18 protein-coding genes, 1 tRNA gene and 1 pseudogene are annotated in these 25,100 nt (G+C 70.7%); 8 read left to right on the top strand and 12 right to left on the bottom strand.

The window, feature by feature from the left end; translation table 11 throughout:
* Positions 1–116 precede the first annotated feature (116 nt).
* From IF17_RS0134005 to IF17_RS0133980, 6 genes and pseudogenes are all read left to right on the top strand, one after another.
* Positions 117–1,391: pseudogene (locus IF17_RS0134005) on the top strand (ABC transporter substrate-binding protein); the annotation flags it as partial.
* Between the two features lie 155 nt (positions 1,392–1,546).
* On the top strand, positions 1,547–2,572 hold the full coding sequence (locus tag IF17_RS0134000; protein WP_030574677.1) for a carbohydrate ABC transporter permease: 1,026 nt from the start codon (positions 1,547–1,549) through the stop codon (positions 2,570–2,572).
* Complete coding sequence (locus IF17_RS0133995) at positions 2,569–3,489, top strand: carbohydrate ABC transporter permease (protein ID WP_030574675.1); 921 nt, start codon at positions 2,569–2,571, stop codon at positions 3,487–3,489. Before IF17_RS0134000 ends, IF17_RS0133995 begins: the two co-directional genes overlap by 4 nt.
* 106 nt (positions 3,490–3,595) lie before the next feature.
* Positions 3,596–5,053 carry a GH1 family beta-glucosidase gene (locus IF17_RS0133990; protein ID WP_030574673.1) on the top strand — a complete coding sequence of 486 codons (1,458 nt, stop codon included), beginning with the start codon at positions 3,596–3,598 and terminating at the stop codon, positions 5,051–5,053.
* Positions 5,054–5,219: 166 nt separating this feature from the next.
* On the top strand, positions 5,220–6,254 hold the full coding sequence (locus tag IF17_RS0133985; RefSeq protein ID WP_026241329.1) for a LacI family DNA-binding transcriptional regulator: 1,035 nt from the start codon (positions 5,220–5,222) through the stop codon (positions 6,252–6,254).
* 183 nt (positions 6,255–6,437) lie between these two features.
* Positions 6,438–8,510 (top strand): TerD family protein, encoded by a 2,073-nt coding sequence (locus IF17_RS0133980; protein WP_032773004.1) that lies wholly within the window; start codon positions 6,438–6,440, stop codon positions 8,508–8,510.
* Positions 8,511–8,566: 56 nt separating this feature from the next.
* On the opposite strand, the gene IF17_RS0133970 is transcribed toward IF17_RS0133980, so the two are convergent.
* The 3 genes from IF17_RS0133970 to IF17_RS0133960 form a co-directional block, all read right to left on the bottom strand.
* A tRNA-His gene (locus IF17_RS0133970) sits at positions 8,567–8,639 on the bottom strand.
* A 166-nt stretch (positions 8,640–8,805) separates the two neighbouring features.
* Positions 8,806–9,411 (bottom strand): oligoribonuclease, encoded by a 606-nt coding sequence (gene orn / locus IF17_RS0133965; RefSeq protein WP_030574668.1) that lies wholly within the window; start codon positions 9,409–9,411, stop codon positions 8,806–8,808.
* 10 nt (positions 9,412–9,421) lie between these two features.
* On the bottom strand, positions 9,422–10,642 hold the full coding sequence (locus IF17_RS0133960; RefSeq protein WP_030574665.1) for a helix-turn-helix domain-containing protein: 1,221 nt from the start codon (positions 10,640–10,642) through the stop codon (positions 9,422–9,424).
* Positions 10,643–11,538: 896 nt separating this feature from the next.
* On the opposite strand from IF17_RS0133960, the gene IF17_RS0133955 reads away from it, so the two are divergent.
* Positions 11,539–12,060 carry a universal stress protein gene (locus IF17_RS0133955; RefSeq protein WP_030574663.1) on the top strand — a complete coding sequence of 174 codons (522 nt, stop codon included), beginning with the start codon at positions 11,539–11,541 and terminating at the stop codon, positions 12,058–12,060.
* A gap of 110 nt (positions 12,061–12,170) precedes the next feature.
* Here the strand turns inward: IF17_RS0133955 and glmS are convergent, their stop codons facing one another.
* The 3 genes from glmS to IF17_RS0133940 form a co-directional block, all read right to left on the bottom strand.
* On the bottom strand, positions 12,171–14,000 hold the full coding sequence (glmS, locus tag IF17_RS0133950) for a glutamine--fructose-6-phosphate transaminase (isomerizing) (RefSeq protein WP_030574660.1): 1,830 nt from the start codon (positions 13,998–14,000) through the stop codon (positions 12,171–12,173).
* An 85-nt stretch (positions 14,001–14,085) separates the two neighbouring features.
* Positions 14,086–14,361 (bottom strand): hypothetical protein, encoded by a 276-nt coding sequence (locus IF17_RS0133945; RefSeq protein ID WP_003968990.1) that lies wholly within the window; start codon positions 14,359–14,361, stop codon positions 14,086–14,088.
* Positions 14,362–14,480: 119 nt separating this feature from the next.
* Positions 14,481–15,371, bottom strand: coding sequence for a DUF4429 domain-containing protein (locus IF17_RS0133940; RefSeq protein WP_030574658.1), 891 nt, complete (start codon positions 15,369–15,371; stop codon positions 14,481–14,483).
* A 243-nt stretch (positions 15,372–15,614) separates the two neighbouring features.
* On the opposite strand from IF17_RS0133940, the gene IF17_RS0133935 reads away from it, so the two are divergent.
* Positions 15,615–17,165, top strand: a complete 1,551-nt coding sequence (locus tag IF17_RS0133935) for a beta-N-acetylhexosaminidase (RefSeq protein WP_209437796.1) — start codon at positions 15,615–15,617, stop codon at positions 17,163–17,165.
* A 59-nt stretch (positions 17,166–17,224) separates the two neighbouring features.
* Here IF17_RS0133935 and IF17_RS0133930 read toward each other — a convergent pair whose 3' ends face one another.
* The 6 genes from IF17_RS0133930 to IF17_RS0133905 form a co-directional block, all read right to left on the bottom strand.
* Positions 17,225–19,003, bottom strand: coding sequence for an IucA/IucC family protein (locus IF17_RS0133930; RefSeq protein ID WP_030574652.1), 1,779 nt, complete (start codon positions 19,001–19,003; stop codon positions 17,225–17,227).
* Positions 19,000–19,569, bottom strand: coding sequence for a GNAT family N-acetyltransferase (locus tag IF17_RS0133925; RefSeq protein ID WP_030574649.1), 570 nt, complete (start codon positions 19,567–19,569; stop codon positions 19,000–19,002). Before IF17_RS0133925 ends, IF17_RS0133930 begins: the two co-directional genes overlap by 4 nt.
* Positions 19,566–20,843: a lysine N(6)-hydroxylase/L-ornithine N(5)-oxygenase family protein gene (locus tag IF17_RS0133920; RefSeq protein WP_030574646.1), complete on the bottom strand. Its 1,278-nt coding sequence runs from the start codon at positions 20,841–20,843 to the stop codon at positions 19,566–19,568. The genes IF17_RS0133925 and IF17_RS0133920 overlap by 4 nt, the downstream gene beginning before the upstream one ends.
* The gene (locus IF17_RS0133915) at positions 20,827–22,275 is read right to left on the bottom strand and encodes a pyridoxal phosphate-dependent decarboxylase family protein (protein ID WP_030574643.1); all 1,449 of its coding nucleotides are present in this window, start codon (positions 22,273–22,275) and stop codon (positions 20,827–20,829) included. Before IF17_RS0133915 ends, IF17_RS0133920 begins: the two co-directional genes overlap by 17 nt.
* A gap of 165 nt (positions 22,276–22,440) precedes the next feature.
* Positions 22,441–23,304 (bottom strand): siderophore-interacting protein, encoded by an 864-nt coding sequence (locus tag IF17_RS0133910; RefSeq protein WP_030574640.1) that lies wholly within the window; start codon positions 23,302–23,304, stop codon positions 22,441–22,443.
* A 299-nt stretch (positions 23,305–23,603) separates the two neighbouring features.
* On the bottom strand, positions 23,604–25,019 hold the full coding sequence (locus IF17_RS0133905) for an FG-GAP and VCBS repeat-containing protein (protein WP_030574637.1): 1,416 nt from the start codon (positions 25,017–25,019) through the stop codon (positions 23,604–23,606).
* Positions 25,020–25,100: the final 81 nt, after the last annotated feature.

The raw sequence follows: 25,100 nt of genomic DNA, 5'->3' as shown, positions 1-25,100 counted from the left end.
ACCAGGGGAGGGGATCCCGCGCGCTTCCTTTCGGATGGGCTTCGCGGCCTTCCGTAAGGCATCCCCGTCCTTCCGCAGGACTTCCCGCAACACTCGCCGCACCAAGGAGCAGTGGAATGCGCATCACCCGCAGCGTTGCCGGTCGACGCCGGAGAACCGCGATCGTGGCCACCACGGGCCTGACGGTCACCGCCCTGCTGCTCACCGGCTGCGGCGGCTCGTCCGACTCGGGCAGCAAGGGAGCCGACGCCGACGGCAACATCACGCTGACCGTCGCCGACTTCGGCCAGTTCGGGTACAAGGAGGCCGGGCTCTTCGAGAAGTACCACGAGCTGAACCCGAAGATCACGGTCAAGGAGGACACCACCGCCGAGGAGAAGAACTACTACCCCAAGCTGCTCCAGCAGCTGAACTCGGGCAGCGGCCTCGCCGACGTCCAGGGCATCGAGGTCGGCCGGATCAAGGAGATCGTCGATACCAAGGCGGACTCCTTCGCCGACCTCTCCAAGGTGATCGACGTCAACGAGTGGGTCTCCTGGAAGGCCAAGCAGGCCACCGCCCCCGGCGGCGCGGTGATCGGCGCGGGCACCGACATCGGCCCCATGTCCCTCTGCTACAACCGCGAGCTGTTCGAGAAGGCCGGACTGCCCACCGACCGCGCCGAGGTCGCCAAGCGGACCGCCGGCGGCTGGGAGGACTACCTGGCGCTCGGCGAGGAGTACAAGAAGAAGGCGCCCAAGGGCACGTACTTCATGGACTCCGCGAGCGCCATGTTCAACGCGGTCGTCAGCTCCAGCCCCGAGCAGTACTACGACGCGAGCGGCAAGCCGGTCTACAAGGAGAGCGCCGGCGTCCAGAAGGGCTGGGACCTCGCCGCCGAGGCCGCGTCCAAGAAGCTGACGCAGGGCCTCGCCCAGTTCGAGGACCAGTGGCAGGCGGCCCTGCGCAAGAGCACCGTCGCCACCGTCGTCTGCCCCGCCTGGATGGCCGGCCAGATCTCCACGTACGCCGGTGACGCCAACAAGGGCAAGTGGGACATCACCAGCGCCCCCGGCGGAGTCTCGGCCAACTGGGGCGGCTCCTTCCTCGCCGTACCGAAGTCCGGGAAGAACGTGGACGAGGCCGCCAAGCTGGTGAAGTGGCTGACCGCCCCCGCGCAGCAGGCCGCCGTCTTCAAGGCGATCGGGGTCTTCCCGTCCAACCAGGGCGCGTACGAGCTGCCCGACGTGAAGAGCGCCACCCTGCCGTACTTCAACGACGCCCCCATCGGCCAGATCTACGCGGACGGGGCGAAGTCCATCCCCGAGGCGGTGCTCGGCCCGAAGGACGGCGTGATCAAGGACTCGATCTCCACGCAGATCAACAACATGGAGCAGCGCGGTACGAAGCCGGGCGGCCCCGGGCTCGCCGGGACCCCCGGGGGCCCCCCCGCCCCGGCCCCGGGCGGGGCGGGCGACTCCGGCCCCCCCCGCCCCCCCCGCCCCTCCATACATTCCGCCCGCCCGTCCTCCTCCGGCGGAGCGCCCCCAGGGAAGGACTCCCGCCCGTGGCAACCTCGACCCCCACCCGGGACGCACACACCACCCCGCCCCGCGAACCGCAGAAGGAACCGCCCTCCGAGCGGCGGCAGTTGTGGCGCAGCCGGCTGTGGCGGTTCGACGACAAGGCGTCCCCGTACGCGTACATCGCGCCGTTCTTCCTGATCTTCGGCGCCTTCGGCCTCTACCCGCTCCTCTACACCGGCTGGATCGCCCTGCACCGGGTCTCGATGACCGGCCTGGACTCCATGGAATGGGTGGGCTGGGAGAACTTCGACAAGATCCTGCACGACCCGGAGTTCTGGACCTCGGTCAGCAACACCTTCCTGATCGGCGTCATCTCGACCGTCCCGCAGCTCCTGGTCGCCCTCGGCCTGGCCCACCTCCTCAACTACCGCCTGCGCGCCAGCACGTTCTGGCGCACGATCATCCTCACGCCGTACGCGACCTCCGTCGCCTCGGCCGCCCTCGTCTTCGCCCTGGTCTTCCGGGCGGACGGCGGACTGCTCAACTGGACACTCGGCCTCGTCGGCTTCGACCCGGTCAACTGGGCGAACGGGCACTGGACTTCGAAGCTCGCCATCTCGATCATCGTGATCTGGCGCTGGACCGGCTACAACGCGCTGATCTACCTGGCGGCCATGCAGGCGGTCCCCAACGACCTTTACGAGGCAGCTTCGTTGGACGGCGCCTCGCGCTGGCAGCAGTTCCGCAAGGTGACCATCCCCTCCCTGCGGCCGACGATCCTGTTCACGATCGTCATCTCGACGATCGGCTCCATGCAGCTGTTCGGTGAGCCGCTGCTGCTGGAGGGCGGCGCGATGGGCGCCACCGGCGGCAACGAGAACCAGTACGAGACGCTCAGCATCTACCTCTACAACTACGGCTGGAACCTCGGCCATCTCGGTCCGGCCGCCGCCGTGGCCTGGGCGATGCTCGCGCTCCTGCTCCTCATCGCGGCCGTCAACTGGCTCATCGGCCGCTACGTCGTCCGCACGTCCGACTCCGCGGTCCGAACGGGAGCGACCCGATGACCATGACCAGCCCCACGCCCACCGCCCCGGTGAAGCTCGCGCCGCCCCCGAAGGGCAGTGCCCCGCACCGCCCCAGCCGCTTCAGGATGGGCGCCGGCCAGCAGATGAAGGGCGGCCCGTTCGCGTACATCGCGCTCGCCGTCGTCGGCTTCGGCTCGCTGCTGCCGCTGTACTGGACCCTGGTGGCGGCCTCCCGCACCCAGGACGAGGTCCTCGCCTCCACCCCGCCGTTCCTGCCGGGCGGAAAGCTGGTGGAGAACCTCCAGACGGCCTGGGAGCAGGCCAACCTCGGCAAGGCGATCCTCAACAGCATCATCGTCTCGTCGTCCATCACGGCCGCGACGCTCTTCTTCTGCACACTCGCCGGATACGCCTTCGCCAAGATGCGCTTCCGGGGCCGCGGTTGGCTGATGACCGCCGTCATCGCCACGCTCACGATCCCGCCGCAGCTCAGCGTGGTCCCGCTCTTCATGATGATGTCCGGCCTCGGCTGGGGCGGGCAGCTCGAATCGGTGATCTTCCCGACGCTGGTGAGCGCGTTCGGCGTGTTCTTCATGCGCCAGTACCTGATCGAGGCGCTGCCGTACGAGCTGATCGAGGCGGCCAAGATCGACGGGGCCAACAACTTCCGCATCGTGGTGAGCGTGGTGCTGCCGGTGGCCCGCCCCGCGATGATGGTGCTCGGGATGCTCACCTTCGTCCAGGCGTGGAACGACTTCTTCTGGCCCTACCTCGCCCTCAATCAGCAGAACCCGACCCTTCAGGTGGCCCTCGGCCAGCTCAGCGCCTCGTACACCCCCGACCAGTCCATCGTCATGGCGGGCGCGCTGATCAGCACGCTGCCGCTGCTGGCGGTGTTCGTGCTCTTCGGCAAGAAGATCGTGGGCGGGATCATGTCGGGCGCGGTCAAGGGCTGACGCCACTGGGTGGTGCGGTCACCCCCGACCGCACCACACCCGCACCACCCCGGTACCTCCCTCCACCTCACTCCTCCTCCCCCTACTCCTCTGGGAGCGCTCCCACATGACAGTCGTACGATCCGACACCGCCCCGCACCAGGCGCCTGCCGCCCCCGCCCCCTTCCCGACCGGCTTCATCTGGGGCGCCGCCACCGCCGCGTACCAGGTGGAAGGGGCGGCCGCCGAGAACGGCCGCACCCCCTCCATCTGGGACACCTTCAGCCACACCCCCGGCAAGGTCCTCAACGGCGACACCGGGGATGTGGCCGCCGACCACTTCCACCGCTACCGGGACGACGTGGCGCTGATGAAGCGGCTCGGCCTCAAGGCGTACCGCTTCTCCGTCTCCTGGTCCCGCGTCCAGCCCACCGGCCGGGGCCCCGCCGTCGAACGCGGCCTGGACTTCTACCGCTCGCTCGTCGACGAGCTGCTGGCGGCCGGCATCACGCCCGTCGCCACGCTCTACCACTGGGACCTGCCCCAGGAGTTGGAGGACGCGGGCGGCTGGCCCGAGCGCGCGACGGCCGAACGGTTCGCGGAGTACGCGGCCATCATGGCCCGCGCGCTCGGCGACCGGGTCGGGATGTGGACGACGCTCAACGAGCCCTGGTGCACGGCCTTCCTCGGTTACGGCTCCGGGGTCCACGCCCCCGGCCGCACCGAGCCGGCCGCAGCCCTGCGGGCCGCCCACCATCTCAACCTGGCCCACGGCCGGGCGACCGAGGCGCTGCGCACCCACCTCCCCGCTGCCGCGCAGACCTCGGTCACCCTCAACCTCCACCAGGTGCGCCCGCTCACCGGCAGCGAGGCGGACGCGGATGCGGCGCGCCGGATCGACGCGGTGGGCAACCGGATCTTCACGGGCCCGATGTTGAAGGGCGCGTACCCGGAGGACCTCCTGACCGACACCGAACGCATCGTCAACTGGGCGGAGTTGGTCCACGACGGGGATCTCGCTGCCATCGCCGCTCCGATCGACGTACTCGGCGTCAACTACTACACGCCCACCATCGTCTCCACGCCCGCCGACGGCGCCGGGGACACCCGCAACGACGGCCACGGCAGCAGCGACCACTCCCCGTGGCCGGGCTCGGAGCACGTGGCGTTCCACCTCGCCGAGGGCAAGCCGGTCACGGCCATGAACTGGTCGGTCGACCCGAACGGCCTCCACGCCCTTCTCATGGACGTGGCCCGCGAGAACCCGGGCCTGCCGCTGATGGTCACCGAGAACGGTGCGGCCTTCGAGGACGTCGTGGACGCGGACGGCCAGGTCCACGACCCGGAGCGGATCGCCTACCTCCGCGGCCATCTCGCCGCCGTGCAGCGGGCGGTGGCCGATGGCGCCGACGTGCGCGGCTACTTCCTCTGGTCGCTGATGGACAACTTCGAGTGGGGGTACGGCTACGCGAAGCGGTTCGGCGCGGTCCACATCGACTACGCGACCCAGCGCCGCACCCCGAAGGCGAGCGCCCACTGGTACAGCGAGGTGATCGCGCGGCACGGGCTGCCGCCGGAGGCGTGACGCCTTGACGACCGTGGGCCCCGGGAGCGCAAGACCGGGGCCCATACCTTCACCCGGTCTTGGGAGCGCTCCCAATACACTGTCCGTACGCTCGTCGGAGTGATCGATCCAGGACTTGGATTGACTGTACGGCTGTGAGAAATTGACCGGGAACGGGGAGGCAGCCATGGCGGCAGCGCGAGTACGGAACGGCGGGCGGCCCACGCTCGAAGAGGTGGCGGCCAGAGCCGGCGTCGGCCGCGGCACCGCCTCCCGGGTCATCAACGGCTCGCCCCGGGTCAGCGAAGCGACCCGCGAGGCGGTCGAGGCGGCCGTCGCCGAGCTCGGTTACGTCCCCAACCGCGCGGCCCGCGCCCTCGCCGGCAACCGCACCGACGCCATCGCGCTGGTGGTCCCGGAGCCGGAGACCCGCTTCTTCGCCGAGCCGTACTTCTCCGCCATAGTGCGCGGCGTAGGCGCGGCCCTCGCCGACACCGATATGCAGCTGCTCCTCACCCTCGCGGGCAACGACCGGGAGCGCCGCCGGCTGGCCCAGTACCTCACCGCGCACCGGGTCGACGGGGTCCTCCTGGTCGCGGTGCACGCCGACGACCCGCTGCCCGAACTGCTGGAACAGCTCGGCATGCCGTGCGTGATCAGTGGCGCCCGGCACGCGAACGAGCCGCTGGCCTCGGTCGACTCGGACAACTTCGACGGGGCGCGGGCGGCCGTCGAGCACCTGATCACCCGGGGCCGCCGCTCGGTCGCCACGATCACCGGCCGCCTGGAGGTCTACGGAGCCCAGCGCCGCCTGGACGGCTACCGCGCCGCCCTCGCCGCCGCGGGCCTGCCCCCGGACGAACGCCTCATCGCCCCCGCCGACTTCACCGAGGAGGGCGGCGCCCGGGCGATGCGCGAACTCCTGGCCCGCCGCCCCCACCTGGACGCGGTCTTCGCCGCCTCCGACGTGATGGCGGCCGGGGCCCGCCAGGTCCTCCGCGAGGCGGACCGCCGCATCCCCGAGGACGTGGCCCTGATCGGCTTCGACGACTCGGTGGTCGCCCGCCACATGCACCCGGCCCTCACCAGCGTCCGCCAGCCGATCGAGGAGATGGGCCGCCGGATGGCCCAACTCCTGCTGGAGGAGATCGCGGGACGCGTGGGGGAGGAGCGGCCGACGGTGGTGCTGCCGACGGAGCTGGTGGTCCGCGACTCCTCGTGACACCTCCCGGGACACCCCGGGGCGGTAGCCGGACCTCCGGATTTCACAAGTTCTTCACGCGTCTCCGTCCCGAGGGCTAATGTTCGCTGCGTACGACGAATGTGTGACGCACCACACACGTCACACAGCGGGCTGCCGGGTGCGTTCCGAGCGGCTGTGCATCTGGGGGGCCTCGTGCACGAGATGGTCAAGGGCGCCAACGTCGGTCTCACGGCGCTGAGCGAGAACGTCGGCTCGGTGGTGGTGGGCCTGGGCTGGAGCAGCGCTACGGGGGAGGGCGACGCGGACGTCTCCGTCCTCCTGCTCGACGGCGACGGCAAGGTCCGCAGCGACGACGACTTCTGCTTCTACAACAACCCCGTGGCCGGCGGCGGCAGCGTGCAGCTGCTCGGCAAGACACCCACGGCCGACGGCAGCGAGGACCGGATCAGCTTCGATCTGGACGCCGTGCCGCAGGAGGTCGACAAGGTGGTCGTCGCCGCCAGCCGCTACGGCGGCTCCCGCTTCGGCGAGCTGCACGACCTCCGCCTCACCCTCGCGGACGGCGCGGGCGACGGACTGGTCCGGTTCGCCGTCGAGGAGGCCGACGAGGTCAGCGCGGTGATCTTCGGCGAGCTCTACCGGCGGTCGGGGGAGTGGAAGTTCCGGGCCGTCGGCCAGGGGTACGCGTCGGGGCTCGCCGGACTGGCGACCGACTACGGCGTCGACATCGACGACGACGCGGCGGAGGAGGCGCCGGAGCCCGAACAGGAGCAGGAGCCGGGACAGGAACCCGCCGAAGCGGAGGCGCCGCCGCAGCCCGCCGCCCCGGCGACCCGGGTGCCCGCCCAGGCCGCCGGCGCCCGCGCCGACGACGCGCCTACGGCCCCGGCCCCGGCCCCGGCCCTGGCACCGGCCCCGGACCCGGTCGCCGCGCCCAAGCCCGCGCGCCGTCCGCGTACGGCGAAGAAGAAGGTCACCCTCCCTCGTACGACGAGGAAGAGCCTCGCCGACAACGAGTCCTGGCACTCCGCCCGGCTGTTCCCCGTGTCGGCCCTCAAGAGCGACCGGGAGCGCGAGACGCGGGCCACCTCGGTCGTCCTGGCGGTGATGGCGCAGGTCCCGGAGTTCGGCCGCCGCCTCACCGCCGGGTTCGGCGCCCCGGCCGGGCGGATGGAGACGTACACCGAGGTGACCCTGCCGCACGGCGAGTCGCCCCGCCGTCCCGACGGGGTGATCCGGGTCGAGCGGGCGGGCAAGCTGTGGACGGCGCTCGTCGAGACCAAGACCAACGGGAACGCGCTCAAGCCCGATCAGGTCCAGGCGTACATGGACATCGCCGCCCGCCGAGGGTACGAGGCGGTGATCACGCTCTCCAACGATGTCGCGCTCGAAGGCAGCCCGCTCGTCGACGTGCGGATCGACGGCCGGCGCAAGCACAAGGTGGCCCTCTGGCATCTGTCCTGGGCCGAGGTCGTGCACCAGGCGCAAATGCTGATCCGCCACGAGGGCGTCGGCAACGCCGTCCACGCCTGGCTGCTCCAGGAGCTGCTGCACTACCTCCAGCACGAGAACTCCGGCTGCCACGGCTTCCAGAACATGGGGGCGGCCTGGGTCCCGGTCCGCCGGGGCATCGACGACGAGACCCTGTGCCAGGGCGACGCCCGGGCCCTGGAGGTCATCGAGAACTGGGAGCGCCTGGTCCGCCAGGTCTGCCTGCGCCTCGGCGGGGAGCTGGGGCAGAAGGTCCTGCCGGTCCAGCGCACCCGGCGCGGCTCCGACCCGCGGGCCCGCCGTACCGAGCTCGCCGACCACCTCTGTGAGCAGGGGCGGCTGAACGCCGAGATCCGGATCGAGGGCACCCCGGGCGTCCTGGCGATCACCGCCGACCTGCGCACCGGCAAGCTCCGTACGTCGATCGAGATCCCGTCCGCCGAGCCGGGCTACCCCCTCAGCCGGGTCAAGCGGCTGATCCGGCGGCTGGCCGAGGCCCCCGCCGACCTGCACATCGAGACGCTCGTCGACGGCGAGGGCACCGGGCCGCGCGGCACGCTGGAGCGGCTGCGTCCGGAGCCCGCCGACATCGTGCCCAAGGACGGGGCGCAGATCACCGGCTTCCGGCTCTCCCTGTTCAAGGGCATGGGCAACGGCCGGGGCAGCGCCGAGACCGGCTTCATCCGCAGCGTCGACGAGGCGGTGGACCGCTTCCACGCCCAGGTCGTCGCCCAGGTGGAGGCCCCGGCCCGCCGCTCCCGGAGCGAGGAGCCGGCCGGCTGACCGGCCTCCGGGCATGAAGAAGGGCCCCGGTCCGAAGACCGGGGCCCTTCCCTCAGGGTGAGTAACGGGACTTGAACCCGCGACATCCTGGACCACAACCAGGTGCTCTGCCAGCTGAGCTATACCCACCATGTCGTCCGGTCGTTTCCGACCGGCCGAGAAAAAGTGTACAGGGTCCGGGAGGGTGCTCGCGCCCCCGTTTCCCGGGGCCGGTCCGCGGGCGCTCACACGCCCGTGACCAGCGGTTTTCTACGGTGTGACGTGGACGCCTCCCGCGCTGTGGCGCGGACGCTTCCTACGGTGTGGCGCGGGCCACGTGGCGCGCCGCGATCTCCCTGGCGCGCTCCGAGTCCGGGCCGGGCTGCGGGACGAAGACCGCCTCCCGGTAGTAGCGGAGCTCCGTGATGGAGTCGCGGATGTCCGCCAGGGCCCGGTGGTTGCCGTTCTTCTCCGGGCTGTTGAAATACGCCCGGGGGTACCAGCGGCGGGCCAGCTCCTTGACCGAGGACACGTCCACGATCCGGTAGTGGAGGTAGCCCTCCAGCTCCCGCATGTCCCGCGCCAGGAAGCCGCGGTCGGTACCGACCGAGTTTCCGCAGAGCGGGGCCTTGCCCGGCTCCTTCACATGCTCGCGGATGTAGGCCAGGACCTGCTCCTCGGCGTCGGCCAGGGTGGTGCCCCCGGCCAGCTCGTCGAGGAGGCCCGAGGCGGTGTGCATCTGCCGCACCACCTCGGGCATGGTCTCCAGGGCCGCGTCCGGCGGGCGGATCACGATGTCCACCCCGTCGCCGAGCACGTTCAACTCCGAGTCGGTGACCAGGGCGGCCACCTCGATGAGTGCGTCGTCCGTCAACGAGAGCCCGGTCATCTCGCAGTCGATCCACACCATGCGGTCGTTCATGCGCCCCACCCTACGGGGCGCTCCGCTGTCCCGGCAGGGCCGGGCGCCCGGGAACGTACGCGTCGGGGACCGGCAGCGAGTGCTCCGAGGAGCCCGCCGACGCCGATACGGAGACCGGGGCGCCGGACGGCACCGGAGCGCCCCTGCGGCCCGACGGCGAGCCCTGGCTGGGCACGACCGTCTCCAGCACCGTCGCGGCGCTCTCCGCCACCCCCTGCGGACGACGGGCCCGGTAGGCGGCCCGGTACGCGGCGGGGGAGGAGCCGAGCTGGCGGCGGAAGTGCCCGCGCAGCGCGACCGGTGAACGGAAGCCGCAGCGGCCGGCGACCTCGTCGACCGAGTAGTCGGAGGTCTCCAGCAGCCTCTGTGCCTGAAGCACCCGCTGGGTGATCAGCCACTGGAGCGGTGCGCTCCCCGTGAGCGAGCGGAACCTGCGGTCGAAGGTCCGCCTGCTCATGTAGGCGCGCGCCGCGAGCGTCTCCACGTCGAACTGCTCGTGCAGATGCTCCAGCGCCCAGGCCACGACCTCGGCGAGCGGGTCGGAGCCGATCTCTTCAGGTAAAGACCTGTCCAGGTAGCGCTCCTGTCCGCCACTGCGCCGCGGCGGTACGACGAGCCTGCGGGCGAGTGCGCCCGCCGCCTCGGTGCCGTGGTCGGTGCGGACTATATGGAGGCAGAGGTCGATACCCGCCGCCGTACCCGCCGAGGTCAGCACATCGCCGTCGTCCACGAACAGTTCGCGCGGATCGACGTGCACCGACGGATAGCGCTTGGCCAGCGTCGGCGCGTACATCCAGTGCGTGGTGGCCGGCCGGCCGTCCAGCAGCCCGGCCGCCGCGAGCACGAAGGCTCCCGTGCACAGGCCGACGATGCGGGCGCCCTCCTCATGGGCGCGCCGCAGCGCGTCCAGTGCCTCGGCGGGCGGCGGCGAGGTGATCGACCGCCAGGCGGGCACCACCACGGTGCCTGCCCTGCTGATCGCCTCCAGGCCGTACGGCGTGGTCAGTTCGAGTCCACCCGTCGTGCGCAGCGGTCCGTCCTCGCCGCCGCAGACCAGCAGGCGGTAGCGGGGAACTCCCGCGTCCTGCCGGTCGATTCCGAAAACCGAGAGCGGGATGGAGCTCTCGAAGATAGGGCCGCCGCTGAAGAGCAGCACGGCAACGACTTCCCGGCGTCGCCGCCCGGTCAGCTTGCGTGCGGCCTCCGTCGCGGTGGCGGAGTCCTGGCTCATGACGCTAAGCCCCCCTCGGTGTTCGCGTCTCCCTGGTCCTTACGGGCCTGCCGCTCCTGCACGTTTCCCCTCGGTTTCGCACGGTTCCCCAGCCCCCCGATTTTCAAGATCGAATCTACTGCGTCGCGTGGCCCCGCCGTGACACCTTCCCCCACCGGCGCTAAGTCGATAAGGAAACGTGGCGTGAAGCGTTCGATCACGAAGCGTTTCACCCGCGAGGCGCACAGGGAAGTGCCCTTCGCGAACGTGGCCCGTCCGCGTCGGGTGAAAGCGTACCGCGCGGTCTCTTCCTGCCTGGTGGGCGGTGGGCTCTCCGGCCATTCTGCGAAAGGTTCGGCCAGGATGTGAAGTTGGCTTAAAACAGATGGTTGTGTGCGCGGGTTCCAGTCACGCCGGGCGCACAACTTCCGCCTGACGGCCGCCCCGGTGCGCTCCCTCGGCCCGGCGGGACGTGGCGTGTTCGGGGTGCCGGGGCCGAACGCGGCGGGCTGCCGGGGCGTGACCGGCCTCCGGGGCGACGGCAGCCGGATTACCGACCGATGGGCGGCAGGGGCACAGAATCGGCGGCACGGGCCGACGGCCGGCACCGCCCGCCGGGGCGGCGGCCGCCAGGTCCGCGCGGCCGCCGGACACCCCGGAAAACAGGGCGGTCACCCTCGTCCGGAGCCCCCGAGGCCCGTGTACGACACAACCGGCATTGCCATACCGGACCGCCTCGGGCATGCTCCCTCCAACGTCACGCGTGCTTTTGCGGGGGTCTGGGCAGCTGAGGAGTGACGCCGTACCCTTGGGGGTATGGGGTTGGGAAGATGATTCCCGGACAGAGCCACACCATCAGCTGACGCACCTCTCGAAACCGCTCCCTCCTCACGAGGACTCTCTTCGCCGAGACACCGATGGCCGGTCACGAAATCCCTGAACCCAAAGACCGCAAGCAGGTAGCCGACCCCCGGTCGGAGCCGCGGACGGTCGAAGAAGCACGCCCTGCGTGCGATCCCGCCTTCCGGCACGGAGTCGTGGTCGGTTTCGACGGCTCCACCTCCAGCGAGCGGGCCCTCGCCTACGCGATCGGCATGGCCGGCAGATCGGGCTCGGGCCTGATCATCGTCCACGTGGCCAACCGGCTCCCGACGACGGTCTGGGCGGGCTGCGAGCCCCCCGTCTTCGTCGACGTCCCCGACCACCGCACCGAGGTCCTCGGCCTGGAGCTGGCCTGCGCGGACTACCTCTCCGACGTGCCCTGGGTGCTGGTGGAGCGCGGCGGCGACATCTGCCACGAGCTGGAGGAGGTCGGCCGCGAGTATTCCGCCGACGCCATCGTCGTCGGCTCCACGCACGGCATCGTCGGCCGCATCTTCGGCTCGGTGGCGGGCCGCCTCGCCCGCCGCGCCCAGCGCCCGGTCATCGTCATCCCCTGAGCCGTACGCGGCCTCTGACGGCCAGCCAGAAGCACCCGACGCACAACGAGTTGGGCCCCGCACCGTCTCGACACGACGGTGCGGGGCCCAACTCATTCACGTAGTGGTGACTACTCGACCGTGACCGACTTCGCCAGGTTGCGCGGCTTGTCGATGTCCCGGCCCATCGCCAGGGCCGTGTGATACGCGAAGAGCTGGAGCGGGATGCCCATCAGGATCGGGTCCAGCTCGTTCTCGTTCTTCGGTACGACGATGGTGTGGTCCGCCTTCTCCTGGACCTGGTGCGCCACGGCGAGGATCCGGCCGCTGCGCGCCTTGATCTCCTCCATCGCGGCCCGGTTCTTCTCCAGCAGGTCGTCGTCCGGCACGATCGCCACGGTCGGCATCGCGGGCTCGATCAGCGCGAGCGGGCCGTGCTTCAGCTCGGAGGCCGGGTAGGCCTCGGCGTGGATGTACGAGACCTCCTTCAGCTTCAGCGACGCCTCACGGGCCACCGGGTAGCCCCGCACCCGGCCGATGAACATCATCGACTTGGCCTCGGCGTACTCGGCCGCGAGCCGCTTGATCTCGTCCTCGCCCGCCAGGATCTCGCTGATCTGCTCCGGCAGCCGGCGCAGCCCGTCGATGATCCGCTTGCCGTCGGCGACCGAGAGGTCCCGGATGCGGCCCAGGTGCAGCGCGAGCAGCGCGAAGGCGACCACGGTGTTGGTGAAGCACTTGGTGGAGACCACGCAGACCTCGGGGCCCGCGTGGACGTACGTACCGCCGTCGGCCTCCCGGGCGATCGCGGAGCCGACCACGTTGACCACGCCGAGGACGCGGGCGCCCTTGCGCTTGAGCTCCTGGACGGCGGCCAGCACGTCGTACGTCTCACCCGACTGGGAGACCGCCACGTACAGGGTGTCGGGGTCCACGACCGGGTTGCGGTAGCGGAACTCGGAGGCCGGCTCGGCGTCGGCGGGGATGCGGGCGAGCTCCTCGATCAGCTGGGCGCCGATCTGGCCCGCGTGGTACGAGGTGCCGCAGCCGAGAATCTTGATCCGGCGCACCCCGCGCGCCTCACGGGCGTCCAGGTTGAGGCCGCCCAGGTGCACGGTGGAGAACCGGTCGTCGATCCGGCCGCGCAGCACCCGGTCCACGGCGTCGGCCTGCTCGAAGATCTCCTTGTGCATGTACGTGTCGTGGCCGCCCATGTCGTACGACTCGGCCTCCCACTCCACGGTGGTCGGCGTGGCCGTCGTGGTCGAGCCCTCCGTCGTGTACGTGCGGAAGTCGTCGGCCTTCAGGGTGGCCATCTCGCCGTCGTCCAGCGTGACGACCTGGCGGGTGTGGGCGACCAGGGCGGCGACGTCGGAGGCGACGAACATCTCCTTCTCGCCGATGCCGAGGACGACGGGGGAGCCGTTGCGGGCGACCACGATGCGGTCGTTGAAGTCGGCGTGCATCACGGCGATGCCGTACGTGCCCTCGACGTGGCGGAGCGCCTCGCGGACCTTCTCCTCCAGGGTGTCCGCCTGGGCGCGGGCGATCAGGTGGACCAGCACCTCGGTGTCGGTGTCGGAGAGGAAGACGATGCCGTCGGCGGTGAGCTTGGCGCGCAGCTCGGAGGCGTTGTCGATGATCCCGTTGTGGACGACGGCGACCTTGTTGTCCGCGTCCAGGTGCGGGTGGGCGTTCTCGTCGCTGGGGGCGCCGTGGGTGGCCCAGCGGGTGTGCGCGATGCCGGTGGTGCCGGCGAACCGCTTGGGGACCTTGGCCTCCAGCTCGCGGACCCGGCCCTTGGCCTTGACCATCTTCAGCGTGCCGGGCTTGCCCGCCGCCGTCCTGCTGGTGATGACGATGCCCGCGGAGTCGTACCCCCGGTACTCCAGCCGCTGCAGGCCTTCCAGCAGCAGCGGTGCCACGTCACGCTTCCCGATGTATCCGACGATCCCGCACATGAGATTCTCTGCCCCTCCTCGACGTACACGTACATGCATGCGCTCGGCGCCCCGCACGGGCGCCCGGTGATCCGCCGCAGCTGGATCAGCCGTAGACGATGCGGCGCAGCTGGCGGAGCGAGAGCTCCGGCGGCGCCACGGCGCGGTGCGGCAGCTCGGCCGCGATCCGCTCGAAGATCTCCGTGTTGACCAGGCCGCCGGACTGCAGTTCGCGGTGGCGGCGGCGGACGAAGTCGTCGGTGCTCTCGTCGAAGTACGCCAGCACGTCGAGGATCACCCGGGCCGCCTCACCGCGCTGGAGCGCGGTGGAGCGGACGAGGTGGTCGATGAGGTCGTCGTGCGACGAGCGGCGTTCAAGCACCCGTCGATATTGCGTGCCGGGGCGCTCTTACGCAAGAAATCTGCCCGATATCGGGCAGGAGGGGGCGGGGAGGGTGGCCGAATCGGTCACATCCGGCTCACATTCGGCGCACGCCCGGCTCACATCCGGCTCAGGATCGCCTGCTTCGCCGTGCTGAACTCCTCATCCGTGAGGACCCCGGCCCGGTGCAGCTCGCCCAGCTCCCGCAGCCGCCGCAGCAGGACGTCGTGATCGTCGGCGGGCGGTACGGCGGCGGGCGCGGGCGCCGGTGCCTTGGTGAGGGCCGGGGCCACGGCGGGCGCGTCCACGGCCGTACGGGCCTGCGGCAGCCGGGCCAGCACCGCCGCCGCGACCACGACCGCCGTGTACTCCTTCTTGGACAGCCCCCACAGCTCCAGGGAGTACGGGTCGTACTTCGGCGGGGCCGAGACCGGCCCGTCCACCGGCTCGAACCGCAGATAGCCGTTCTCCAGGCCTATCGACGGCATCCAGCGCACCCCCGCGATCCGCGCCAGCGGGAAGGCCGCCGGGCCGCTCGCGTACTTGGACTCCTCGGCCTTCCAGTTCCAGGTGAGCCGTACGGTCTCGCCGTCGAAGGACGCCGTACCGTCGCCGCCCCCGCCGGAGACCGGCAGCGAGGGCCCCGCCAGCAGGAAGCGGTCCACCGGCCCCTCGGGGACCTGCTCGATCAGCAGCGCGTTGCGGACCTCGTCGACGAAGTACTCCGCCACCCCCGTGCGGTCCTTCTCCACGGCCAGGACGTACGGGTCGGCGCCGTCCTTCAGGCGCCCGTCGGCGGCCCGCAGCACCGGGCAGGCGCCCCCGCGCAGCCGGAGCCGCAGCCGGCCGCCCTTGCGGTCCGGCTCGAACGAGATACCGGCCAACGCCTCCACAGGGACGGCGAGTTCACCCAGCGCCAGCCGGAGCGGATGCGCTTTGCCGCCCGGCACGATGCGTACCGTCTCCCCGTCGAACGTCCACGTTCCGTCGCGCTGGATGATTTCTGCCATGCCCGCGATTCTGCCAGCCGGCCACCGGGGGCGGGCCGTGGTCCTTGACCCGTCCACGGCCGCGCGATAGGCATGACGGGCGTTCGCTCGGCCCCGAGATCCACAGGTAGGACCCGTCGAAGGGACAAGCTTGTGCGACAGCGACAGCGACAGCGACAGCGACAGCGGCAGCGACAGCAACGTAGGAGCTGGAAAGCCCGGCCCGGCCCCCTCCCCAGGCTCCTCGCCACCCTCCTGATCGTCGTGGCGGCCGCCTTCTCCTCCACCGCCGCGACCTCCTCCGTCGCCGCCGCCTCCGCACCCCGCCCCCTCGGGCAGCTCGTGCCCGTCCCCGTGCAGGTGGTGCCGAACGGCTCCCCGTACGCCATCACCTCCACGACCCCGGTCAGGGTGGCGGGCGGCTCCGCCGAGGTGCGGCGGATCGGGACCTACCTGGCGGAGCTGCTGCGCCCGGCCACCGGCTACGCGCTGCCCGTCACCGGCCGGCCCGGCCCCGGCGGCATCCGGCTGGAGCTGGGCTCCCGGGACCGGAGCCTGGGCGAGGAGGGGTACCGGCTGCGCTCCACGCCCGGCGCGCTCACCATCACCGCCCGCGCCCTGGCCGGGCTCTTCCACGGCGTCCAGACGCTCCGCCAGCTCCTCCCGGACCGGGTGGAGGCCGACAGCCGGCAGAAGGGGCCCTGGAAGGTCGCGGGGGGCACCGTCACGGACGCGCCGCGCTACGGCTACCGGGGCGCGATGCTGGACGTCTCGCGCCACTTCTTCTCCGTCGCCGAGGTGAAGCGGTACATCGACCAGCTCGCCCTGTACAAGATCAACAAGCTGCACCTGCATCTCTCCGACGACCAGGGCTGGCGGATCGCCATCGACTCCTGGCCCCGGCTCGCCACGTACGGCGGCTCCACCGAGGTCGGCGGCGGGCCCGGCGGGTACTACACCAAGGCGCAGTACCGCGAGATCGTCCGGTACGCCGCCTCCCGCTACCTGGAGGTCGTGCCGGAGATCGACCTGCCCGGCCACACCAACGCCGCCCTCGCCTCCTACGCCGAGCTGAACTGCGACGGGGTCGCCCCGCCGCTCTACACCGGCACCACGGTCGGCTTCAGCTCGCTGTGCGTGCCCAAGCCGGTGACGTACGACTTCGTGGACGACGTGCTGCGCGAGGTGGCGGCGCTCACGCCGGGGAAGTACCTCCACATCGGCGGCGACGAGGCGCACGCCACCAGCCATGAGGACTACGTGACGTTCATGGCGAAGGCCCAGGCGGTCGTGGGGAAGTACGGCAAGACGGTGATGGGCTGGCACCAGCTGACCGGCGCGGTGCCGGTGAAGGGGGCGGTGGCGCAGTACTGGGGGTACGACCGCACGGGCGCCGCCGAGCGCAAGCAGGTGGCCGACGCGGCGAAGGGCGGCACCAAGCTGGTGCTCTCGCCGGCCGACCGGGTCTATCTCGACATGAAGTACACCAAGGACACACCGCTGGGACTGAGTTGGGCCGGGCTGGTGGAGGTGCAGCGGTCGTACGACTGGGATCCCGGGACCTACCTGGAAGGGGCCCCGCAGGAGGCCGTCCTCGGGGTCGAGGCGCCGCTCTGGACCGAGACGCTGACGAACAGCACGGAGATCGAGGCGATGGCCTTCCCCCGGCTGCTGGGCGCCGCCGAGATCGGCTGGTCACCCGCGGCGGCCCGGGACTGGGAGACGTACAAGGTGCGCCTCGCCGCCCAGGGGCCGCGGCTGACCGAGCTGGGGATCGGCTTCTACCGCTCCCCGCAGGTGGACTGGGGGTCATGACGGAAGAGGTGAGCGCCCGGGGGACCGTCCCCAGGCGCTCACCGGTCTGTGGGGACCGCTCAGAACTTCGCGATCGGGTTCTTCAGGCGCCCCACCAACTGGAGTGCGCCCGCAGGGTCGTTGAGGTCGACCATCTGCTGGTTGTTGCGCAGCTGGAGGCGGTTGAGGCAGGAGAGCGCGAACTCCGGCTCGAACATGTCGTACTGCGCGAACTTCTCCGCGAGATACGGCACCGACTTCTGGTAGTCGCGTACGCACTCGGCGACCGTCCGCCAGAAGGTGTCCTCGTCCAGGACCCCCTCGGTGGCCAGGTTCGCGCCCAGGAAGCGGAAGAAGCAGTCGAAGACGTCGGTGAAGACCGACAGCAGCTTCATGTCCTCGGGGACCTCGGCCCGGATCCGGTCGACCTTCGGCGGCAGCACCGCGTCCGGGTCCATGACCGCGATCTCCTCGGCGATGTCCTTGAAGATCGTCCGGGTGACGACCCCGTCCTCCACCACCAGGATCACGTTCTCACCGTGCGGCATGTAGACCAGGTCGTAGGCGTAGAAGCTGTGCAGCACCGGCACCAGGTAGGCGTCCAGATAGTGCCGCAGCCACACCTGCGGGTCGAGTCCGGATTCCTCGATGAGCGCTCCGGCCACCGAGCGGCCCTCGTGGTCGGTGTGGACCAGGGAGGCCATGGTCGCGACCCGCTCGCCCGGCTCCAGACCGGCGACGGGGCTCTCGCGCCAGAGCGCGGCCAGCATCTTCAGATACGGGGAGCCCTTGGCGGTGGCCGCCTCGTAACTCCGGTGGTGGTAGCCGATCGCGGCCCGCTCCCGGATGATCGAGAACCGGGCGGCGGTCAGCAGGCTGTCGCGCTCGATGAGCCCGGCCAGCCAGTCGTTGATGGCGGGCGTGGCCTCCATGTAGGCGGCGGAGAGGCCGCGCATGAAGCCCATGTTCAGGACGGACAGGGCCGTCTTGACGTAGTGCTTCTCGGGGTGGTCGGTGTTGAAGAACGTACGGATCGACTGCTGGGCCAGGTAGGCGTCCTCACCCTCCCCGAGCACGACCAGGTGGCGCTCGGCCAGCTCACCGGCGAAGGTGACGGCGAGCTTGTTCCACCACTGCCAGGGGTGGACGGGCAGCAGGAAGTACGCGTCCGGGTCGAGGCCGAGCGAGCGCAGGGTGGCGGCGAACCGTTCCCGGGTTTCCTCGCTCAACTCGCTCTCGACCAGCGTGTCGTAGTCGAGACCGGCGCCCGCCGTGAAGGTGGCCCGGTCGCGGCGCGCGGCCAGCCAGACCAGCCGGATCGGGGAGGCGGCCTCGGGGGCGTACGCGCGGTACTCGTCGACCCCGAAGCCGAGCCGGCCGTTGTTGGCCACGAAGCAGGGGTGGCCCTCGGTCATCCCGGTCTCGATGGCCTGGAAACCGGCGGCGACGAGCTGGCCGGAGGTGGCCGGTTCCTTGGTGAGTTTGTAGGCGGTTCCGGCCAGAGTGGAGGAGACCTCCTCCAGGTAGACCGGCAGGATCTCCTCGGTCAGCCCGAGCGCCACCCGCAGTTCGATGAAGAACTCCAGCGCGTCGAGCGGAACTTCGGCCCCGTGCCGGTGCCGCGTGATCGACTCGGCATCGACCTGCCAGTGGTCCAGGGCGAAGAGGCGTGCGGTGAAACGGTACTCCGTGCCCGCGTCGTCGCTACGGAGGGTGTAGCGGTCCTCGCCGAGCGGAACGGGGGTCAGCAGCCGTTCATGGCTGAATTCCGCCAGTGCTTTGCGGACCAGCAGTCGGTTTGCGGTGGCCCAGCGGCCCGGGGAGAGGTGGGCGACGCTGTCGGTGAGGGCGGTCGTCATCGGTCGGTTCCTCCGGTTGCTGCTTCGAACTGCTCGCGGGTGCAGGCGCTGAGCAGTGCGTCCTTCTCCGGTTTGGCGATCTCCCGCAGGACCTCGAAGCCGACGGCCTTGTTGAGGGCCTGGACGGCGTTGTTGGTCACATCGGGCTCGACGACGATTCGGCGGACCGACGGGTCGGCGAAGAGGAACTCCATCACGGCGGTGATCACGGCCCGGGTGAAGCCGTGCACCGGGGTGTCGGTCGGCGCGACCAGGAAGTGCATCCCGACATCGCCGGGCTCCGCCTCGTACAGCCCCTTCAGCTCGACCTCGGTGGGGTCGTACCGCTCGATCAGGAACGCGGGCTCGCCGTCGTGCAGGCCGATGAACGCGTCGTGGTGCGAGTGGGCGGCGATCGCCATGTACTCCCGCTCCACGTCCTCAAGTTTCGCCTCGCCCATCAGCCAGAAGGCGGCTTTGGGGTGGGTCACCCAGCCGTGCACCAGCTCGGCGTCGGAAGCCGGGTCGAGCGGGCGGACGGTGAGCGTGCCGAGTTTGCCGGGAGGGTTGCTGTGCGGGTGGTTCATATGGCGAACTCCTGGAAGGCGATGGACTTCTCGACCGGGTAGTACTCACGGCAGAGCAGTTCGCCGATGATGTACGCGTTGCGGTAGGCACCCATGCCCAGGTCGGGCGAGGTGATCGAGTGGGTGTGCACCCCGGCGTTCTGCAGGAAGATCCCGCGCCCGGTGGTGTCGATGCTGTAGTTGCGGGCCACGTCGAAGCGGCCCCGGCTGTCGTGGCGCAGCCGGCCGGTGACGGGCGCGAGGAAGGCGGGCGCCTCGTAGCGGTAGCCGGTGGCGAGGATGAGGCCCTCGGTGGTGAGCTCGTACTCCTTGCCCTGCTCCTCCTGGCGCAGCCCCAGGCTGTACGCGCCGCCCTCCTCGTCGTAACGCGCGCTGAGCAGCGCCGAGTTGGTGAGCAGCCGGGTCGGGACCGGGCCGGGCAGGTTCTTCTGGTAGAGCAGGTCGAAGATCGCGTCGATCAGCTCCCCGTCGATGCCCTTGAACAGTCCCTTCTGCCCGGTCTCCAGTCGGTAGCGGGTTTCCTCGGGCAGCGCGTGGAAGTAGTCGATGTACTCCGGGGAGGTCATCTCCAGCGTGAGCTTGGTGTACTCCAGCGGGAAGAACCGCGGGGAGCGCGTCACCCAGTTGAGCCGGTAGCCGTAGGTGTCGATCTCGGAGAGCAGGTCGTAGTAGATCTCCGCCGCGCTCTGCCCGCTGCCGACCAGGGTGATCGACTTCTTCTTCTGGAGCTCGGCTTTCCCCTCCAGATAGCGGGAGTTGTGCAGGAAGTCCCCGCCGAGGCCGTGGCACGCCTCGGGGATGTACGGCGGGGTCCCGGTGCCGAGGACGAGGTGGCGGGAGCGCAGTACGGTCCCGGCGGCGGTGGTGACGGTGTAGAGCGCCTCGCCCTCGTCGTACGTCACCGCCTCGACGGTCTCGTTGAAGCGGATGCTGCTCAGTTTGGCGGCGGCCCAGCGGCAGTAGTCGTTGTACTCGGTCCGCAGCGGGTAGAAGTTCTCCCGGATGTAGAACGAGTAGAGCCTGCCGCGCTCCTTGAGGTAGTTGAGGAACGAGTACGGCGAGGTCGGGTCGGCCATGGTGACCAGGTCCGACATGAACGGCGTCTGGAGATGGGCCCCTTCGAGGAACATCCCGGAGTGCCACTCGAAGTCCGGCTTGGACTCCAGGAAGACACCGTTCAGTTCGTCGATCGGCTCGGTCAGGCAGGCCAGTCCGAGATTGAACGGGCCGAGCCCGATCCCGATGAAGTCGTGGGGGTCAGGAAGCGCGGTCAAGGGAGTCTCCCAGGTACTTCTCGGCATGGCCGGAGATCAGGTCGAGGACCGCGGCGATGTCGTCCACGGTCGTTTCGGGGTTGAGGAGGGTGAACTTGAGGTACTGGCGTTCGCCGACCTTGGTGCCCGCGACGATCGCCTCGCCGGAGGCGAACAGGGCCTTGCGGGCGTAGAGGTTGGCGCGGTCGATGTCGTCCGGGGAGGTGACACCGGAGGGGATGTGGCGGAAGACGAGCGTGGAGAGCTGCGGCTGGACCACCACGTCGAAGCGCGGGTCGGCGGCGAGCAGCTTCCACCCCTCGGCGGCCAGGTCGCAGACCTCGTCGAACAGCTCACCGATACCGTCGGCGCCCATGACGCGCAGCGTCATCCACAGCTTGAGCGCGTCGAACCGGCGGGTCGTCTGGAGGGACTTGTCGACCTGGTTGGGTATCCGCTCCTCGGCCATCCGGCGCGGGTTCAGATACTCCGCGTGGTACGTGGCGTGGCGCAGGGTCGCCCGGTCGCGGACCAGGATCGCCGACGAACTCACGGGCTGGAAGAAGGACTTGTGGTAGTCGACGGTGACCGAGTCGGCGTGTGCGATGCCTTCGAGGAGACCGCGCCGCTCGCGGGAGGCCAGCAGCCCGCAGCCGTACGCGGCGTCCACATGCATCCAGGTGGCGTACTGCTCACACAGGGCGGCGATCTCGGGCAGCGGGTCGATGGAGCCGAAGTCCGTGGTGCCGGCGGTCGCGACGACGGCCATCGGCACGGCACTCTCGGCGACGCACTGTTCCAGGGCGTGGGCGAGGGCCACGGCCTGCATGCGCTTGTTGCTGTCGAACGGGACGGAGACGACCGCGTCCGGGCCGAGGCCGAGGAGTTTGGCGGACTTCTGGACACTGAAGTGGCTGCACTCGGAGGTGAAGATCCGCAGCCGGGTGTAGTGCTCGGGCCGGATCTTCGCCTCCTCGCGGGCCAGCAGCAGGGCCTGGAGGTTGGACTGTGTACCGCCGCTGGTGAAGATGCCGTCGGCGGCCGGTCCGAAGCCGATGCGCTCGGTGGTCCAGTCGATCAGCCGGCGCTCGATGAGGGTGCCGCCCGCGCTCTGGTCCCAGGTGTCCAGCGAGGAGTTGACCGCGGAGAGCACCGCCTCGCCGAGGACGGCGGGGATGACGACCGGGCAGTTGAGGTGGCCCAGGTAGCGCGGGTGGTGGAAGTAGACGGCGTCGCGGAGGTAGACCTCGCCGAGCTCGTCGAGGGCGGCGGTGGCGTCGCCCAGCGGCCGGTCGAGGTCGATCGCGTCGACGACGGGAGAGAGCTCGTCCACACCGACCCCGCTGAAGGGACGCTCGGTGGCGGCGATTCTGGCCGCGACCCGATCCACTCCTGCGGTGACGGTACGCCGGTAGTGCTCCGCAGTCGTGTTGTTGAGCAGGTGCGAACGCATGGAGGGGTCCTCCCGGGTGAGGGGAACTTCATCGCGTCCCTCCGGGCAGGAAAAAGGAGGGACGAGGGACGCGATGTCGAAGTGAGGTTAGCCTAACCTAACTCGATCACGGTCATCCCTCGCCCCTGTCGGGTGCGGGAGTTGTCCGGATTGGTTCCGGTTCGGCTACTCCGTCGCCCCGGCCCGCGCGATGGTCTCCGCCCGCAGCTGCTCCTCGCTGAGCCCGCGCCGCCAGTACCCGACGAAGGTGACCCGCTTCCGGTCGAAGCCGCGCTCCTGGACCAGGTGGCGGCGGAGTGCCCGCACCTCGGACGACTCGCCCGCGATCCAGACGTACGGGGTGCCCTCCGGCAGCTCGGCGGCGCGCACGGCCTCCACGGCGGGCATGGCACCCTCGCTCCTGACGAGCCAGCTGATCCGGGCCTTGGCCGCGGTGTTGAGGGCCTGCCGGTCCTCGGTCTTCGGCACCTCCAGCCAGACCCGGGCGGGCATCCCCGCGGGCAGCCACTCCAGGGCGGCGGAGGCGGCGGGCAGGGCGGTCTCGTCCGCCCAGATGAGCACCCAATCGGTGTCCTCCGGGGGCCGGAACCGCACGGAGGTGTTGTCCCGGACCGCCGGCCCCAGCACCTTGAGCGGGTCGCCCGCCGTGGCCATGAGCGCCCAGCGGGAGGCCGGGCCGCCGTCGCCGTGGAGCGCGAAGTCGATGTCCACCTCGGTGGAGCCGTCGGCCTTCACGAGCTGGGCCCGCACGGTGTACGACCGCATCACCGCCCGTACGTCCTCGGGCAGCGCCCGCCACTTCGCGTACCAGGCCCCGTCCTCACCCTCCGGCACCACGGCCTCGCTCTGTCCGGGGTGCGGCAGGAAGATCGACAGGCTCTGGTCGCGGCCCCCGGCGCTGAACCCGTCGGCCCCGGGCCCGCCCAGCGTGATCCGGAGCATGGAGGGGCCGAGCCGCCTGACCCGCAGGACGGTGAGGTCGAAGAACCGGAACGGGGCTACTTGGGGAACGGCGGCAGTCGTCGTCAACGAGGGCTCCTCCGGAATGGGCAGGAGCGGCGGGCGGACGGGCCCGGCTCCGGCGAGGGCAGTCCGAAGGAAGGTTAGCCTAACCTTGCTAGACGGTCACGGTGTCGTGGGGGATTGCGGGGGCGGGGGTGTCGGCCGTGGCCGGAACGGACCCGGCATGTCACACCCCTGGCGACGCGCGAGGGGCGGGTGCCCGACCGCACGGCACCCGCCCCTCGCCCCCGCCGCCCTTACTCCGGCGGACCTTCCCCCTGCCCCGCCGCCGTTACTCCGGCGGGCCGGCGGACCTCTCCCTGCCCCTACTCCGGCAGGTCGGACCCGGCCGCCCGCAGGACCGACGAACCGGTCCCCGTCACCCCGCCCTTCGCCCCCGGCAGGATGCGCATGCTGTCCTCGCCCGGGACCGAGATCGCCAGGTCGGCGCGCCCGTCCCGGTTCAGGTCCCGCAGCCGCAGGTCATAGCCGAGGATGTCGTGGTCCGTCGTCTCCCCGGCCACCCCGGGAAGCGACTTGCCGAGCGCCGCGGAGCGCGAACCCTTGAGCCCGCCCTTGCCGCCGCGGAACAGATAGGCGCCGCCCGCGTTGACCTTGGCTCCGACCCTCTCGCCCGGGACGCCGACCGCCAGGTCCGCGTATCCGTCGCCGTCGGCGTCCCCCGCCGTCAGCGACGAACCGAACTGGTCCCACGCCTCCGAGGCGCCGGCCACCCCGGCCGTCGACTGGCTGAGCGTGATGCTCCGCTTGCCCGGCCCGGCGGACGTGCCGTACCAGACGGTGACCCTGCCCCGGCCGTCGTTGGCCACCGGGTTGCCGACGGCGATGTCCCCGTAACCGTCCCGGTCGAAGTCGCCGACGGCCGCGTCCAGCCGCTCGTGCTGCTTCTTGCCGTCGACCACCTTGGCCGGACCGGAGACCAGGCCGCCGGTGGAGCCCTTCAGGAACCAGGCCTCGGTGCGGAACGTCATGCCGACGCCGCGCACGCCCATGACGATCAGGTCGGTCTTCCCGTCACCGTTGACCTTGCCGGCGGCGATGGTGTCGCCGTCCCAGCTCTGGCCCTCCCGGTCGTACTTGCTGACTTTGCCCAGTCCGCCGGACTTGGTGAAGCCGCCGCGGTACAGAAAGACGTCGCCGCCGTTGACCGTCGCGATGTCGGGGCGCCCGTCCCCGTTGAAGTCCCCGGTGGCGATGTCGGCGCCGAAGGTCCCGTAGCCGTTGGTGGCCTTGCGGGGCAGGGCCGTTCCGCCCTTGAGCCCCTTGGTCGAGCCCCACACGAGGGTGACCGAGCCGACGCGGGTCCGCCCGGCCTCCTCGGTCGGGTTGCCGACGACGAGGTCCGCGTATCCGTCGCGGTTCAGGTCGGCACTGGCCAGCACCGTGCCGAAGTCGTCGCCGGACTCACTGGCACCGGGGATCCCCGGTGAGTTCTGGTGGATGACCTGCTTCTTGGTGGTGAGCCCCTTCGGTCCGCCGTAGGTGACGAGCACCGCGCGGTCATTGAAGGCGAAGATTCCGTCGTGCGTGTGCGAGACGGCCAGGTCCCGGTAGCCGTCCCCGTTGAAGTCGTCGTAGTGCTTGGCGGGCTTCGCGGCGGCGGCCGAGGCGGGCGCGGCGGCGAGGCACGGCACCGGGCCCGCGGCGAGCGCGACGCCCACGGCGATCGACGTCGTACGGAGACGGAGACGGCGCGCACGAGGGGCGCGGGGGAGGTTCATGAAGGTTGGAGCTCCTGCGGTTCAGGGCCCGCGTCCCGGAAGAAGGGGGACGCGGCTGCCGACGACACACCCAAGACGTGC

The organism is Streptomyces cyaneofuscatus, from assembly GCF_000718135.1.
Classification (GTDB): domain Bacteria; phylum Actinomycetota; class Actinomycetes; order Streptomycetales; family Streptomycetaceae; genus Streptomyces; species Streptomyces cyaneofuscatus.
This window is presented reverse-complemented; position numbering and strand designations above follow the sequence as displayed.